This window comes from Comamonas sp. wu1-DMT, assembly GCF_040187805.1.
GTDB classification, from domain to species: domain Bacteria; phylum Pseudomonadota; class Gammaproteobacteria; order Burkholderiales; family Burkholderiaceae_C; genus Comamonas; species Comamonas thiooxydans.
In genome coordinates this window covers 96,382-111,094 of the sequence record NZ_JBANEM010000004.1, presented here as the reverse complement: position 1 = coordinate 111,094, position 14,713 = coordinate 96,382, and the positions used below count along the sequence as shown (strand labels likewise).

The following is a 14,713-nucleotide window of genomic DNA, read 5'->3' as shown; positions in this document are numbered from 1 at the left end:
GGACTGCTCATTACTTGTAGCGACGCAGAATGCGGTCAGATTCCTTCTGCGCGTCGTCCATGGCCTGGGCTGCGGTCTTGGTGCCGTTCAGGGCCGCCTGAATCGCATCGTTGAGCACCTTGGTCACGCGCTGGTTCTCATGGGTGGAATACTCGGCCACCGACACGGGCAACTGGTCACGCGCCACCAGGGCCTGAGGAAATTCCTGGCCGTACTTCTTGAGCGCAGGCGTCTCGTAAGCCGCGGGCGAGACCGCCACATAACCGCTGTCCATGCTCCACTGGGCGGCACGCTCGGGCTGGGTCACCCATTTGGCAAACTCGAACGCAGCCTGCTGCTGCTCCTTGGGCGCGTTCTTGAAGATGTAGAAATTGCCCCCGCCCGTGGGCGAGCCCTTGCGGACATTGCCGGCGATCTGGCCCACGCCGAAGTCGAACTTGGCATTGGCGCGGATATTGGTGAGATTGCCCGTGGTCGTCACGATGATGGCGGCCTTCTTTTCCATGAAGTCCCTGGGCGTCGTGCCCCACTCCACCACACCTGCCGGGTGCACGCCGTCCTTGACCAGGCTGACCCAGAAGTTCAGCGCTTCCACCACCTTGGGGTGGTTGAGCATGACGCGGGTGCCGGACTCGTTGGCCAGCAGCACATCATTGGGCGTGGTCAGGGTCTGCAGCATCCAGTAGCCAAAGCCTGTGGACGGAATCTGGATGCCGTATTGCACGACCTTGCCGCTGGCGTCCTTCTTGGTCAGCTTGTGGGCGGCCTCCTTGAGTTCCTTCCAGTTCTGGGGCGCCTTGTCGGGGTTCAGGCCGGCCTCCTTGAAAGCTTCCTTGTTGTAGTACATCACCACGGTGGAGCGCTGAAAGGGCACGCCCCAGGTCTTGCCACCGGTCTGGCTGTTGGCCATGAAGGCCGGATAAAAGCCCTTGAGCCAGGCCTTGTCGGCATCGGTTTTCACGAAGTCGTCAATGGGCGCAATCGCGCCCTCATCCATCAGCGTGAACATATCGGTGGACAGCAGCACCGAAGTCGCAGGCGCCTTGCCGGCCTTGTGCGCCGTCAGCGCCTTGACGATGGTTTCCTGATAGGTGCCCGCATAGATGGGCGTGATCTTGTATTGCGGATGCGCCTTGTTGAAGTCCGCCGCATAACCGTCTACCACCTTGGTGATGGGGCCGCCCACGGCCACGGGGTAATAGAAAGGCACTTCCAGCGGGGACTGCGCAAGAGCAGTGCCCGCCAGGCCAAGGCCGGCGGCAGCGGCGATCACGCCATGAACAAAGGTTTGACGACGCATGGGAATCTCTCCTCGGGAATTGCAGACAATAGAAAACGCCGGCGGCTCAGGCTGCGGCCAGCAAGGAGCGGGCGGATTCCACCGCCTGCCCGCACACATGAATGCGCCCGCCCTGCGCATCGAACCAATGCGAGGCCTGCTGCGGCCAATACAGGATCACGCCTTGTCCAGGCCGCAGATCTGCCTGGGCATGGCCGGGCACGCGCGCCGTCAGCAGCTCACTGCCCACCCGGCAGCGCAGCACCAGATCGGCACCCAGATATTCAAAGCCCTGCACGGTGGCCGGAATGCGGTTGCCCAGACCCTCGTTGCCGCCGTCGGCATCACCTGCCACGGCAATCACCTCGGGCCGCACGCCCAGCGTTTGCGGATAGGCGCTGCCAGCCACCAGATCCGGGGCCACGACCACATCGCTGCCTGCAATCCGGTTGCCCTGCAGGGCCACGATGTTCATGGCGGGCGTGCCGATAAAGCGCGCGGCAAACGTGGTTGCGGGCTTGGCATAAATCTCGCGCGGCCCGGCCGCCTGTTCCACCCGGCCCTTGTTGAGCAGCACCACCTGATCGGCCATGCTCATGGCCTCGGCCTGATCGTGGGTCACATAGACCACTGTCAGCCCCAGACGCTGCTGCAGCTCGCGCAGCTCGGCGCGCATTTCCTGGCGCAGCTGGGCATCGAGATTGGATAGCGGCTCGTCCATCAGACAGACCCTGGCCCGCGCCACCAGCGCACGGCCCAGCGCCACGCGTTGCTGCTGGCCGCCCGAGAGTTGCCCAGGCCGGCGCTCCAGAAGTGCCGTCAGTCCCAGCAGCTCGGCCGTTTGCTCAAGACGCTGCTCGCGCTCGGCCTTGCCAAGCTTGCGTACCCGCAGACCGAACTGGATGTTGTCGGCCACGCTCAGATGCGGGAACAGCGCATAGTTCTGAAACACCATGGCAATGCCGCGCTCTGCGGGCGGCAGATGGGTGACGTCGCGACCATCGATGCGCACCGACCCCGAGGTGGGAATGTCCAGCCCGGCAATCATGCGCAAGGTGGTGGATTTGCCGCAGCCCGAAGGGCCGAGCAGGACGCAAAACGAGCCTGGTTCAATGCGCAGATTCACGGCATGCAGGGCCGTGGCGTCACCCCAGGATTTGGCGACGTTCTCCAGCTCGATCAAAGACATCGCGCCAGTCTAGGAAGACTGGATGACAGCCGCGTGTCAACCCAGATCCAACCAAATAAAAACAGGAGCTTCTGGCGCCTGCTATTTATTGATCTCAGATAGAAATGATCTTGAATCATCCTTTTTAAATGCGAAAGCAGCTTCAATATCCATAGCATCAGTGCATGAAAAAAGCCCCGACTGCTTGCGCAGACCGGGGCTTGGCGTATGGCCGGGAAACCGCTGAAGGCTTACTTGGGCATCACCACCTTGAGCTTGGCGTTGGGAATCTCGCCAAACATCTCGGGCGCATACAGCGCTTCGGCACGCGTGGGCGGCAGGGCAAATTCACCGGCGTTGTTCAGGCGCACCGTGTATTCGACCTTGGTCGTCCCTGCAGGCAGATACTGGTAGTAGGCACGGTAGGACTCGAAGCTGCGCTCTTCGTAGGCCAGCCAGCCGGCCCCCTCCTGCTTCTCGCCCTTGGACGCGATCTCGGAATCACGGCCCAGCCCGCCACCCAGAATGGTCGCCCCCGTGGGGACGGGATCGGTGATGGCCACCCAGGTCATATCGGTCTTGGCCTGCACCTCCAGCGTCACGCGCAGCACATCGCCGCGCGTGTACTGACCGCCACCGAACAGGCCCTTGTCGGCCTGCTCCACGGGCGTGACGGTCTTCTTGATGGTGTAGCCGGCGCTGAACGGTGCCTTCAGGGCCACGGCCGCCACGGACTGCACGGTCAGCCAGGGCTTGCCCGTGCCTTGCTGCGTCACGCTCAGCTGACCCTTGCCGGCCTTGGCCCAGGGCATGAACATGGTGTTGTTCATCAGGCCGCCGGCGCGCACGGGCTCACCAAAGACGCTGTTGGAATGGGCCGTGCCCTGCGCATCCTCGGACGTGGCGCGCCTGACCTCGGCCCAGTTCACCTTGGCCTCGTTGCCGTTCATGCTGGCCACGGTGCTGCCGGCCACGGGCTCGGACTCGAACTTCTGCGAGAAGCGGCGCAGCGCCAGAGCGCCCCAGAGGTTGGCCGTGGTCGTGTTCCAGGCACCGCCCTGCTGGCGAGCGATAAAGCCGCTGACCAGGCGCGGCATGTCTTCGGCCCATGCCGGGTCGTTGATGGTCGCGAGGATCAGGCGCGCCAGATTCACGTCAGGGCCCTGCATCAGCCACCACCAGCCATCGTCCTGATCGGTCGAGAAGCCGGCACGCGTGCCGTTGTAGGTCAGGCGGGCACGCAGAATCTGCATGGCCTGAGCCAGGCGCTCATCGCGCTGGGGCGCCTCGCTCATGCGCTGCAGCAGCATCACCCAGTCGATGACCGTATGCGTGGGCCACTGGTTGGGCGTGGCATTGATGCTGTCGAGCATGCGCGGCGTGGCCTTGCCCGACAGTGCCAGTGCAGCAATCGCCGCCAGCTTGCGCATTTCCAGATCCTTGCGCGGGCTCCAGAAGTTGCGCTGGATGCGGCCTTCCACAAACGCGATCAGGCCGTCCTCCATGCGCGCACGTTCGGCTCCGGGGATCACGAAGCGCTTGTCAACGCCCTGCGCCATGGCCGACAGATTAAGCAGATGCGCGGTCAGCGTATCGCTGCCGCGGCTGACCGAGCCGTCCTGCGGCGGGAAGTAGTTGGCCAGGCCGTCACCGTCCAGATAGTTGGGCAGCTGGGCCATGGTGCTGCCCCACAGCTCGGCGTTGTTCATGCCGACGGCCTTGCTGGTGGTCTGCTCCAGGCAGGAGTAGGGGTAGCGGGCCCACCAGTCGCGCACGCCGGGCAGACCTTCGGTCAGCTTGGGTACCAGCGACATCTGCAGGCCGCCACGGCCTGGCAGCGCATCGGCTGGCGGATTCACGGGCACGCTATAGCTGCCGTTGACCTGCACCAGCGTGGCCTGCTGCACCGACAGCGGCACGGCGGGCACGATGCGCTGGCTGACCTTGAGCGCATCCTGCGCCGCATCGGCGCCACCAGCGGTGTCGCGCGCAGAAATCTCCCAGATCAGCGCCTCGGCACGCGTGCCGGAGAGCTGAGCCGGAGCCTTCACATCCCAGGCCACTTCACGCGCCTCGCCGGCGGGAATCTCCACGGTCTGGGCCTTGAGTTCCAGCAGCGTGGCGCGCGGCGTGACCTCCACCTTCATGGCCTTGGCCGAGGTGTTGCGCAGCGTGACCTGGGCGCGGAACTGATCGTCCTCGCGCACCAGGGGCGGCAGGCCGCTGATGATCTGCAGATCCTGCGTGGTGCGGATCGCCGCCTGGCCGGTGCCGAACAGGCTCACGCCCGCATCGGCCACGGCCACCACCTGGAAGGTGGTCAGGGCGTCGTTGAGCGGCACCTCAATCAGCGCCATGCCGTTGCCGTCCAGCACCACATCGGGCTTCCACAGCAGCAGGGTGTCGAGCAGTTCGCGTGTGGGGCTGCGGCCACCGCCACCGCCCGCAGGCACGGCCTTCTTGCCGTAGTGGCGACGGCCGATCACCTCCATTTGGGCGGTTGCCGTCTGCACGCCCCATTCGCGGCGCGTCAGCATGGCATCGAGCAAATTCCAGCTGCTGTTGGGCATCAGCTCCAGCAAGGCCTGGTCCACGGCCGCCAGCGCCACATGGGCACCTGCTGCAGGCTTGCCATCGGGCAGCGTGGCCTTGACGGTGACCTTGGCCGTGCCGCGCACCTTGTAGCTGGACTTGTCCGAGGAAACCTTGACGTCCAGCGTATTGCTCTTCAGGCCCACGCGAATTTCGGACATGCCGAAACGGAAGGCAGGCTTGGAGAGGTCCACCATGGAAGTCGGCGCGATGAATTCCTTGCCGTCATTCCAGAAGGCACGCCACCACTCCAGCGGCGACTTGAAGCCCCAGGTGAAGAAGCTGTACCAGGGCACTTCCATCAGGCGGCCGCGCAGCGCCAGCACGCTGACATAGGCATTGGGGCCCCAGTTGTCTTCGATCTTGACGTCCACCGTGGGGTTGTCACCCGCCAGCTCCACCACCTGGGTGCTGACGATGCCTTCGCGCTCCACGGCCACCAGCGCCGTGGCGCGACGGAAAGGCATGCGCACCTGAAAGCGCGCGGTCTCGCCGGGCTCATAGCTCTTGCGCTCGGACAGCACGTCCATGCGGTCATGGTCTTCGCCGCCGAACCAGAGTTCGCCCTGGCCCGTGACCCACACCGAGGTCGCGGCCTGGCTGCTGCGGCCTTCCTTGTCGGCGGCCTTGACGATCAGCTCCACCTCGCCCGGCTGGGACAGCTGGGCCTCGCATTGAACAAGGCCATGACTGTCGCTGGTGCCCGAGCACACGGTGCCCAGATTCTTGAGCGTGGTCTGGTTGTCGTAGCTGTAGAAGCCGCCCACCAGTCGCTTGCGGCTGGAGGTGGTGATGCGCGCCACGGCCTCGACCTTGACGGGCACGCCGGCCTGGGCCTTGCCTGCCGTATCCAGCGTCAGCGCCTGAAAGCGCAGCTTGCGGTCCACCGAGATCCAGTTCTCGGAGCGCACGCCTGCCACCACGGCAGCCGGCCAGATGGTGCGCGTGCTGCGCAGGGTCTGCACCTCGCCGTTCGGGTCGGCGTAGGTCGCTTCCATCAGCAGCTCGCGCGGCTCACCCGACTTGGGCAGCTTGTCGATGCTGACCTTGCCCAGACCGTTCTTGTCCAGCGTCACGGGCAGCTTGTCGGCCACGACCTTGGTGTCGTCGGCCGCCGTGCTTTCCTCATCGTCGCTGCTGCCCACGTCCTGGGCACTGCGCGGCGGGTTGAAGCTGAAGCCATCCCATCCCGCGAAATCCAGCGATTTGGAGCGCAGCAGAGCCGACACCTTGACCGGCAGATTGGCGGCGGCACCACCCGAGACATAGTTGATCTGCACTTCGGCAGGCACGCTGCTGACAGCGTAGAGCTGCTCCTTGCCGGCCGGGCCCACACGTCCCTCCATCACGGGAAGGCGGAACTCCTCGACACGGAAGATGCCCGTGCTGAAACTGGAGCGACGGCCGCTGCCATTGGTATAGCCCAGCTCCACCGCATATTCGCCGAGCTTGGCGGCCTTGGAGATGGGGAACTCGCTGCTCGCGCTGCCGTTGGCATTCCAGCTCAGGGCCTGGGTAAAGCGCTGGCCGCTGCCCAGATGGGTGATGGTCAGGCGGTCAGGCTTGTCCTGGGTCTGTTCAAAACCCGTGGAGTTCTTGCCGGGGCCCGTCAGGGCACGCAGAAAGTGCTTCATGGACACGGTTTCGCCGGCTCGGAACAGCATGCGGTCAAACACCGTATGCGCGACTTCGTCGCGCTTGCTGCTGGAGCTGGTCGGCACATTGAAGCGCCAGGACTCTATGCCCTTGTTCCAGTTGCTCCAGACAAACGCCAGTTCCTCGCCAGCCTCGGTCTTGGCCCGCGCACTCACGAAATAGGAGTTGCTGCGGTAGTAGCCGTCTTCGTTGCTGCAGGAAGGCGGATTGGGATTGAGGCCGTTGAAGGTCACCAGACCCTGGGCATCACTGACGGCCGAAGCAATCGCCTGACCGTTGCAGTCCGAGACCTGCACCGTCGCGCCCGGCACCACCTTGCCCTTGTCCAGCGTCGTCACCCAGGCCACGGAGTTCTCGCGGCCCAGCTTGAAGTGCACGGCCAGATTGGTCACCAGCACCGAGGTGCGCACATACATGGTGCGGCCCGCTCCATAGCCTTCGTCGAGCAGAGACTGGCCCAGCATGGGCGAGGCGATCTCCACTACCTGAAAGCCCGGGTTCAGCGGAATGCCGACGACCTCAAAGGGGCGCGGATCGCTCTTGGCCGCCTTGGGCAGCTCCAGTGTCTGGGTCTGGCTCTGGCCGTCCAGCAGCGACAGCATGCGGGTCTGCACCCAGTGCTTGTCGTCGTTGATGACAGGAGGCAAGACCTTTACATCGCGCGCAGCGCGCTTGCGCTCCACGCTGTAGCTGTCATAGCGCTCGACCTTTTTGAGCCAGGCGATGATGTCGGCGTCCGAGCCGCCCTTCTTGGTGCGCACCACGCTGGCGTCCAGCGACTTGCCCAGAAGCTGCGGCTCCACATTGCGCAGCGTCACGGGCAGCAGCGCCGGGCCCTTGGGGCCTTCGGCAAAGCGCTCGACGATGCCGAAGGGCGCGGCGGCAAACTTCACCAGCGGCGGCATATTGCCCGTGGCCGTGGCCAGCGGGAACAGATTGGCATTGCTCAGCGTGCGGCCCGCTGCATCCTTGAACTGCGGCGGCAGCTCCACCACATATTTGGTGTTTGGCTGCATGGTGGCGGGAAAGCTCACGCTGTCCACCAGCGAATCCTCGGCCAGCTTGTCGCCGTTCTGCTCGATGATGGGTGCCACGGCCGAGGCACCGCTCTTGAGGCGTATGCCTTCGATCAGCTTGCGCGGCACCGGCGCGCTGAATGACAGCCGCATGGGACGGATCGGCAGGCAGGCGGCGTTGGCGTTCTCGCGCTCGCAGCTAAAGTCGGCGCTGAAGGGCTGGCGCACCTGGTACTCGTAGCGCTGCTCGTCCTTGCTGACCAGGCCGTTGGCCATGGCCACGCCCTTGCCATAGACCAGGGTCATCTTGCTGCCCGAGGTCAGACGGCGGTTACAGGCCAGCACCGCATAGTTCTGCGGGTTCTTGGCGGCATCCTTGTCCCAGTGGCGCTGCTCGAGCACGGCCTCGCGGTCCTTGCCCTCGATCAGTTGCACGGGAATGCGCTCGCCCACACCTTCGGAGGTACACCAGACGCGCTGCTTGAGGCTGTCGACGGATGCCGCGCCCGTCAGGCGCAGAGCAAAGTACTGCTGCTCGTCCACCTCTTCATAGGTGTCGGGCGCAATGCTGGCCACCTGCGGTCCGCCGGTCTGGAACTGATAGCTGGCTGCGCCCGTCAGGGCCCCGCCCGATACGCTCTTGAACTGCGGGTTGAGCTGGGCCGTGCAACGCACGCCGGCGGGCAGGTTCTGGGCAAAGTCGAAGACCCATTCCTTTTCGCTGTTCCAGCGCCCCGTGCCCTTGGCGGCCTGCGCATTGCTGCACTGCAGATTGACCGGCGCCGCGGCCTTGGGGTCGCCAAAGCGCACGGCTGCCCCATCGAACTGCACCACCACCTGGCCCACCTTGCTTACATCGCCCTGCGGGCTGAACTGGCGCACCCCCACGGCATGGGCCGCCGTGGCCGCCAGGCCCCATAACAGGCCTGCCTTGAGCAGCGCGCGCCAGTGCGGCGCGATCTGCTCCCTCTTCCTTCCCTCTGCATAAGGCACAGTCATACAGTCACTTCCTTTTGGGGCCGGCGTGGCCGGCCCTGGCTGTTTGAATCTGAAGTCTGGAGTCAGCGACGCAGCAGTGCGAGACGGCAGAATGCAAAAAGCCCTGCCTCGCAAGTGAAGCAGGGCCTTGAGCAGGTGCCGCACGCGCGAAACTACTGCGGCTGGAAACCGCTGCGCTGAATGATACCGGCCCAAACCTTGGAATAGGCGGCCTCACGCTCCCCCAACTGGCGGGGATTCATGTATCCAACTGTAAGCCCCAACGCCGTCAGCTGCGCGTAGACGTCACGCTGCTTGAGCACATTGCCCACAGCTGCAGAAAAGCGCTCGACAAAGGCCTGGGGCACGCCCTTGGGCGCAAAGATGCCGTAGTAAGGCATGTCCTCGAAGCCCTTGATGCCCTGCTCCAGCAAGGTCGGCACTTCGGGCATGGAGGCCTGGCGCTTGGCGCCCAGCACGCCGATCACGCGCAACTTGCCGGCCTTCTGGTTCTCCATGAAGTCGGGCACCGAGGCAATGCCGGCAGGAATCTGATTGCCCAGCATATCGGCCAGCAAGGGAGCGCTGCCGCGATACGGTGCCGCCACCAGATCGAGCTTGTAGTGGTCGGCCAGGATCTTGACCAGAAATTCGGGCGTCGATGCCGGAGCCGGAATGCCGATGGTTCCGTTCTTGGCACTGCCCCTGGCCCAGGCCGCGTACTCGGCCAGATTCCTCACCGGCGTGTTGCTGGACACGGCCAGCGCATTCACGAAAGTGGCGACCCCGGCCACGGGAATGAAGTCCTGTTGCGGATCGAAGCCCGGCTTTTTCACGACCTTGGGCAGGATGGAGATGGTGTGGTCATGCGTGAGAAACAGCGTATGGCCATCGGCAGGCGAGGCCTTGAGCAGTTGCGCGGCAATCTGGCCGCCGGCACCGGGGCGATTCTCCACCAGCACTGTCGCACCGCCCAGTTCGTCCTTGAGCTTGTCGGCCAGCAGGCGCGCAATCGCATCCGAGCCACCGCCGGGCGGAAAGCCCACCAGAATGCGGATGGGCTGGCCCGACGAGGCCCAGGCCAGCGGGCCCAGGGCCGATGCTGCCACCGCTCCCGCACCGGCTCTCAGCAATTGACGACGAGATTGCGTCATGTGTTTTCTCCTTATGCTTTTTCCAGACTAACCAAAACAAAAGCGCCCGGCAAAGGGCGCTTTCAAGGCGTGAACGTTACGCCACAGTGCTTGAGTCCATCAGGCCAGACGAGCGTGGTGCTTGGCCAGTTGCGCACGCACCTGCGCCGGAGCCGTACCGCCCAGCGTGTTGCGGGCATTGAGCGAGCCCTCCAGACTCAGGGCCTCGAACACATCGGCCTCGATATTGGGGTTGAAGGCCTGCAGCTCGGCCAGCGGCAGCTCGGTCAGGTCCACGCCCTTCATGGTGGCCAGCTTCACGGCGTGAGCCACGGTTTCGTGGGCGTCACGGAAGGGCAGACCCTTCTTGACCAGATAGTCGGCCAGGTCGGTGGCCGTGGCATAGCCCTTCAGGGCAGCAGCGCGCATGTTCTCGGCATTCACGGTGATGCCGCCTTCCTTGACGCCGCTGGCGGGGTTGAGCTGGCCGCCGATCATCTCGGCGAAGATGCGCAGCGTGTCCTTGAGGGTATCCACCGTGTCGAACAGCGGCTCCTTGTCTTCCTGGTTGTCCTTGTTGTAGGCCAGGGGCTGGCCCTTCATCAGCGTGATCAGGCCCATCAGATGACCGACCACGCGGCCGGTCTTGCCGCGTGCCAGCTCGGGCACGTCGGGGTTCTTCTTCTGGGGCATGATGGACGAGCCGGTGGTGAAACGGTCGGCGATCTTGATGAAGCCGAAGTTCTGGCTCATCCAGATGATCAGCTCTTCCGACAGGCGGCTCACGTGCACCATGCACAGCGAGGCAGCAGCGGTGAACTCGATGGCGAAGTCGCGGTCGGACACGCCGTCCAGCGAGTTCTGGCTCACGCCTTCCATGCCCAGGGTCCTGGCCACGCGCTCGCGGTCCAGCGGGTAGGTGGTGCCGGCCAGGGCGGCAGAGCCCAGGGGCAGCACGTTGACGCGCTTGCGCACGTCCAGCATGCGCTCGGCGTCGCGCTTGAACATTTCCACATAGGCCAGCATATGGTGGCCGAAGCTCACGGGCTGGGCCACTTGCAGATGGGTGAAACCGGGCAGGATCACGTCCACATTCTTGGCAGCCACGTCGACCAGCGAGCGTTGCAGCTCCTTGAGCAGGCCTTCGATCAGGTCGATCTCGCTGCGCAGCCACAGGCGCACGTCGGTGGCCACCTGGTCGTTGCGGCTGCGGCCGGTGTGCAGACGCTTGCCGGCATCGCCGACCAGCTGGGTCAGGCGCGCCTCGATATTCAGGTGCACGTCCTCCAGATCCAGCTTCCACTCGAAAGTGCCGGCCTCGATTTCGGCCGTGATCTGCGCCATGCCCTTCTGGATGGAAGCGAAATCTTCGGCCGCAATGATCTTCTGGGCCGACAGCATTTCGGCATGCGCCAGAGAGCCCTGGATGTCGGCCTGCCACATGCGCTTGTCAAAGAACACGCTGGAGGTGTAGCGCTTGACCAGGTCGCTCATGGGTTCGGAGAACAGGGCAGACCAGGCTTCGGCCTTGGAATCGAGCTGGTTGTGCGAAGGAGCAGATGTAGACATGTGAGGGCAACAATCCCGTAAAACCACAGGCCGCCCAATGCAGAAGTTTGGCGTGACGGCTGTGCAAAGCAGAAACAGGGATTTTATCGGCCTGACCCGGCGCCGGCGCCAGAGCACCCCAGAGCCATTGCCGGCCACTGCGACAAAGCGGCATTCGCGCCCCAAAAACTCACTAATCAATAGCACCATGTACTTGATGGATAAGGCCTACAAGGCTTATTTCCCCGAGCCGACAAATCCGGCTGCAGCCACCCGGTTTCTGGCTAGCGCGGACAATCACATCGTCCCCGCTCACTTCCCTCCCAGGCCGCTGCCCAAGCAGCTGACGCGCCTCCCGGCATGCATTCCCGCTCTTCCCTGATTTCCGGCCTCGGTTTTGCGCTGGCCGCCTGCGCGCTCTGGGGCGCGATTTTTCTCGTGCCGGCCATGCTGCCGGAGTTCTCGCCGCTGCAGATCACCTTTGGCCGCTTCGTGCTCTATGGTGTAGTGGCCTTATGCGTTTTTCTGCCTCGGGCCACCAGGCTGCTGCCCAGGCTGCAAGCGGCCGATATCCGGCATCTGATCTGGCTGGCCCTGACGGGCAATGTGGTGTACTTTGCCCTGGTTGCCACGGCCGTGCAATGGATAGGCATGGCCGTGACCTCGCTGATCGTGGGCCTGGTTCCCGTCACCGTGCCGCTGCTGGGCCGCAACACCCATGGCGCGCTTCCGCTGCGCCGCATGCTGGCGCCGATGGCACTGATCCTGACCGGCATCGTGCTCGTCAACGCCCATGCGCTGACCACAGGGCCCGAAGGCAGCCAGGGGCGCTATCTGCTGGGCGTGCTGATGGCCGTGCTGGCCATGCTCTGCTGGAGCCGCTACGCGCTGGACAACACCCGCTATCTGGCGCAGAGTCGCTTCAACGGCACGGAATGGTCCACGCTCTGGGGTCTGGTCGTAGGGCTGATCAGCGCCTTGCTCTGGGCGCTGCTCTGGCTGGTCTCGCCGGAGGCCAGCGGCGCCAACACCCCCGACATTCCAGCCCAGCGCTGGCAGCTGTTCTGGCTGTTGAACCTGGCCGTGGCCGTGCTCTCGTCCTGGCTGGGCAACTGGATGTGGAATGCCGCCAGCCAGCGCCTGCCCATCACCTTCGTGGGCCAGTTGCTGGTATTCGAGACCTTGTTCGCCCTGGCCTACCACTTCCTCTACGAGCAGCGCCTGCCACGGCTCGGCGAGCTGGCACCCATGCTGCTGATTCTCGCAGGCCTGGTCTGGTCGCTCAGACGCTTTCAGGCCGCAGGCAGGGCTGCAGCCTAGTTTTGAGTCAGCACAAACGCTGATGCATCAAACCGACAGATGCCGCGCGAATTGCAGCTGCACAGCGGCTGCTGGCCAATAATCACAGGACTTGCGCAAATTCGGACCGGGCATGCTGCCCTGTCGACAGGGATGCCCTTTGTGCTTTTTTGCCCCAGTCTGCATCCAAGACACCGCCCTGCTCCAGACCACCTGTGCCCATTTCACCGCTCATCGCCGCCACTCCCGCATCGGCCCGCACGGTCCTGGTGTTCGACGCCTGCAATGCCGGTGTGGTCCTGCGTGCCGTGCTGTTTGTACAGGTGGTGGTGAGCACGGCCGCCATCTATGGCGCGGACTCGCTCTGGGAATGGTTTTCCAGCGCCGCCCTGCTCACCGGGGCTTGCCTGCCCGGCACCCTGGTCTGGCTGATAGCAGCCTGCAGCCTCAAGCACCAGTTGCAGCGCCTGGGCACGCGCGGCCAGTATCTGGCCGGCGTGCTGCTGGGTGCCCTCGCGGGGCTTTATGCCTGCGGCATGCTGTTCTTCATAGGCATAGCCAAAGTCCCCTGGCTGGCCAGTGCCGTCACGGGAGGCCTGCTGGCCGCGCTGCTGGTGACGGCGCTGGTGCTGCGCGCGCGCGGCAACACGCCGGCGCAGACCCAGGCCCGTCTCACCGAGCTGCAGTCACGCATCAGACCGCATTTTCTGTTCAACACCCTCAACAGCGCGATTGCGCTGGTGCGTGCCGAACCCGCCAAGGCCGAGGCCTTGCTCGAGGACCTCAGCGACCTGTTTCGCTATGCGCTGGCCGAACCCCATCTAACCACCACGCTGGCCCAGGAGATAGAGCTGGCCCAGCGCTATCTGTCCATAGAGCAGGTTCGCTTTGGCAAGCGGCTGCAGATGCAGTGGCAGCTCGATGAAAGCGTGCACGGAGCACTGCTGCCGCCGCTGCTGCTGCAGCCGCTGGTGGAGAACGCCATCCGTCACGGCGTGGAGCCCAATGCGCGCGGCGGCAAGCTGCAGGTCCGCACCGAAAGGCGCGGCAACGAAGCACTGATCCAGATCATCAACACCTTGCCGCCGGCCAGTGCCGAGCATCAAAGCACGGGCCATGGCATGGCCCTGGACAACGTCAGGGCCAGGCTGTCGCTGCTGCACGACCTGCAAGGCAGTTTCAGCGCCAAGGTGCGCGACGGGCTGTATGTAGTGCGCCTGAGCGTGCCTTTGCAGCAGACCGCGCCAAAACCGGGAGAATCCCGTCATGCACATTCTGATCGTTGATGACGAAGCTCTGGCTCGCGCCAGACTGCGCACTCTGCTCGGCGACTGCGCACATGGCCCCCACCATATCCAGGAAGCCGCCGACGGCGAACAAGCCCTGCAGATGCTGCAGGCTGCACAGCCGGCCCCGGTGCAACTGGTGCTGCTGGACATCCACATGCCGGGCCACAACGGGCTGCGACTGGCAGCGGCTCTGGCCGAGCTGCCCAACCCGCCCGCCATCGTGTTCGTGACAGCGCATGCCAGCCATGCGCTACAGGCTTTCGAGCTCGATGCCGTGGACTATCTGACCAAGCCCGTACGCCTGGAACGCCTGCAGCAATCGCTGCAAAAGGCCGAACGTGCGCTGAGCACGCGCAGCGTCGTGGACAGCGGCCCCGTCCTGCTGATCCAGGAGCGCGGCGGCACGCTGCGGCTGCCGCTGTCCGAAGTACGTTTTCTCAAGGCAGAGCAGAAATACATCACCGTGCGCACCGTGCAGCGCAACTACATCCTCGACGGAGCACTGGCCGATCTCGAAACCCGCCATGGCGAGCATCTGCTGCGCATACACCGCAACGCCCTGGTGCTGCGTGCGGCCCTGCGCGGCCTCGAGAAATATGACGACCCGCAGGAAGGCGAAGGCTGGGGCCTGCGCCTGCAAGGTGTGAGCGAGCTGCTGCCGGTCTCGCGCCGCCAGCTGGCGGCGGTCAAGACCGAACTCAAAGATATTTCCTGAATGAAAAAACCGGCTGAAAGCCGGTTTTTTTATCGAATGC

At 64.5% G+C, this 14,713-nt stretch carries 8 protein-coding genes; 3 read left to right on the top strand and 5 right to left on the bottom strand.

What is annotated here, in order from left to right:
- Positions 1-10: 10 nt before the first annotated feature.
- From V8Z78_RS08225 to argH, 5 genes are all read right to left on the bottom strand, one after another.
- Positions 11-1,300, bottom strand: coding sequence for an ABC transporter substrate-binding protein (locus V8Z78_RS08225; RefSeq protein WP_046460327.1), 1,290 nt, complete (start codon positions 1,298-1,300; stop codon positions 11-13).
- A gap of 46 nt (positions 1,301-1,346) precedes the next feature.
- Positions 1,347-2,468, bottom strand: a complete 1,122-nt coding sequence (locus V8Z78_RS08220; protein ID WP_349731222.1) for an ABC transporter ATP-binding protein — start codon at positions 2,466-2,468, stop codon at positions 1,347-1,349.
- 230 nt (positions 2,469-2,698) lie between these two features.
- Positions 2,699-8,710, bottom strand: a complete 6,012-nt coding sequence (locus V8Z78_RS08215; protein ID WP_349731221.1) for an alpha-2-macroglobulin family protein — start codon at positions 8,708-8,710, stop codon at positions 2,699-2,701.
- A gap of 152 nt (positions 8,711-8,862) precedes the next feature.
- On the bottom strand, positions 8,863-9,843 hold the full coding sequence (locus V8Z78_RS08210) for a Bug family tripartite tricarboxylate transporter substrate binding protein (RefSeq protein ID WP_039051181.1): 981 nt from the start codon (positions 9,841-9,843) through the stop codon (positions 8,863-8,865).
- Positions 9,844-9,942: 99 nt separating this feature from the next.
- A complete protein-coding gene (gene argH, locus V8Z78_RS08205; protein WP_003067776.1) occupies positions 9,943-11,391 on the bottom strand; it encodes an argininosuccinate lyase in 1,449 nt (482 codons plus the stop codon).
- A 339-nt stretch (positions 11,392-11,730) separates the two neighbouring features.
- On the opposite strand from argH, the gene V8Z78_RS08200 reads away from it, so the two are divergent.
- From V8Z78_RS08200 to V8Z78_RS08190, 3 genes are all read left to right on the top strand, one after another.
- Positions 11,731-12,690, top strand: a complete 960-nt coding sequence (locus V8Z78_RS08200; RefSeq protein WP_349731220.1) for a DMT family transporter — start codon at positions 11,731-11,733, stop codon at positions 12,688-12,690.
- A 194-nt stretch (positions 12,691-12,884) separates the two neighbouring features.
- The gene (locus tag V8Z78_RS08195; RefSeq protein WP_349731219.1) at positions 12,885-13,955 is read left to right on the top strand and encodes a sensor histidine kinase; all 1,071 of its coding nucleotides are present in this window, start codon (positions 12,885-12,887) and stop codon (positions 13,953-13,955) included.
- Positions 13,936-14,673, top strand: coding sequence for a LytR/AlgR family response regulator transcription factor (locus tag V8Z78_RS08190; protein ID WP_003067782.1), 738 nt, complete (start codon positions 13,936-13,938; stop codon positions 14,671-14,673). The genes V8Z78_RS08195 and V8Z78_RS08190 overlap by 20 nt, the downstream gene beginning before the upstream one ends.
- The last annotated feature ends 40 nt before the right edge of the window (positions 14,674-14,713 follow it).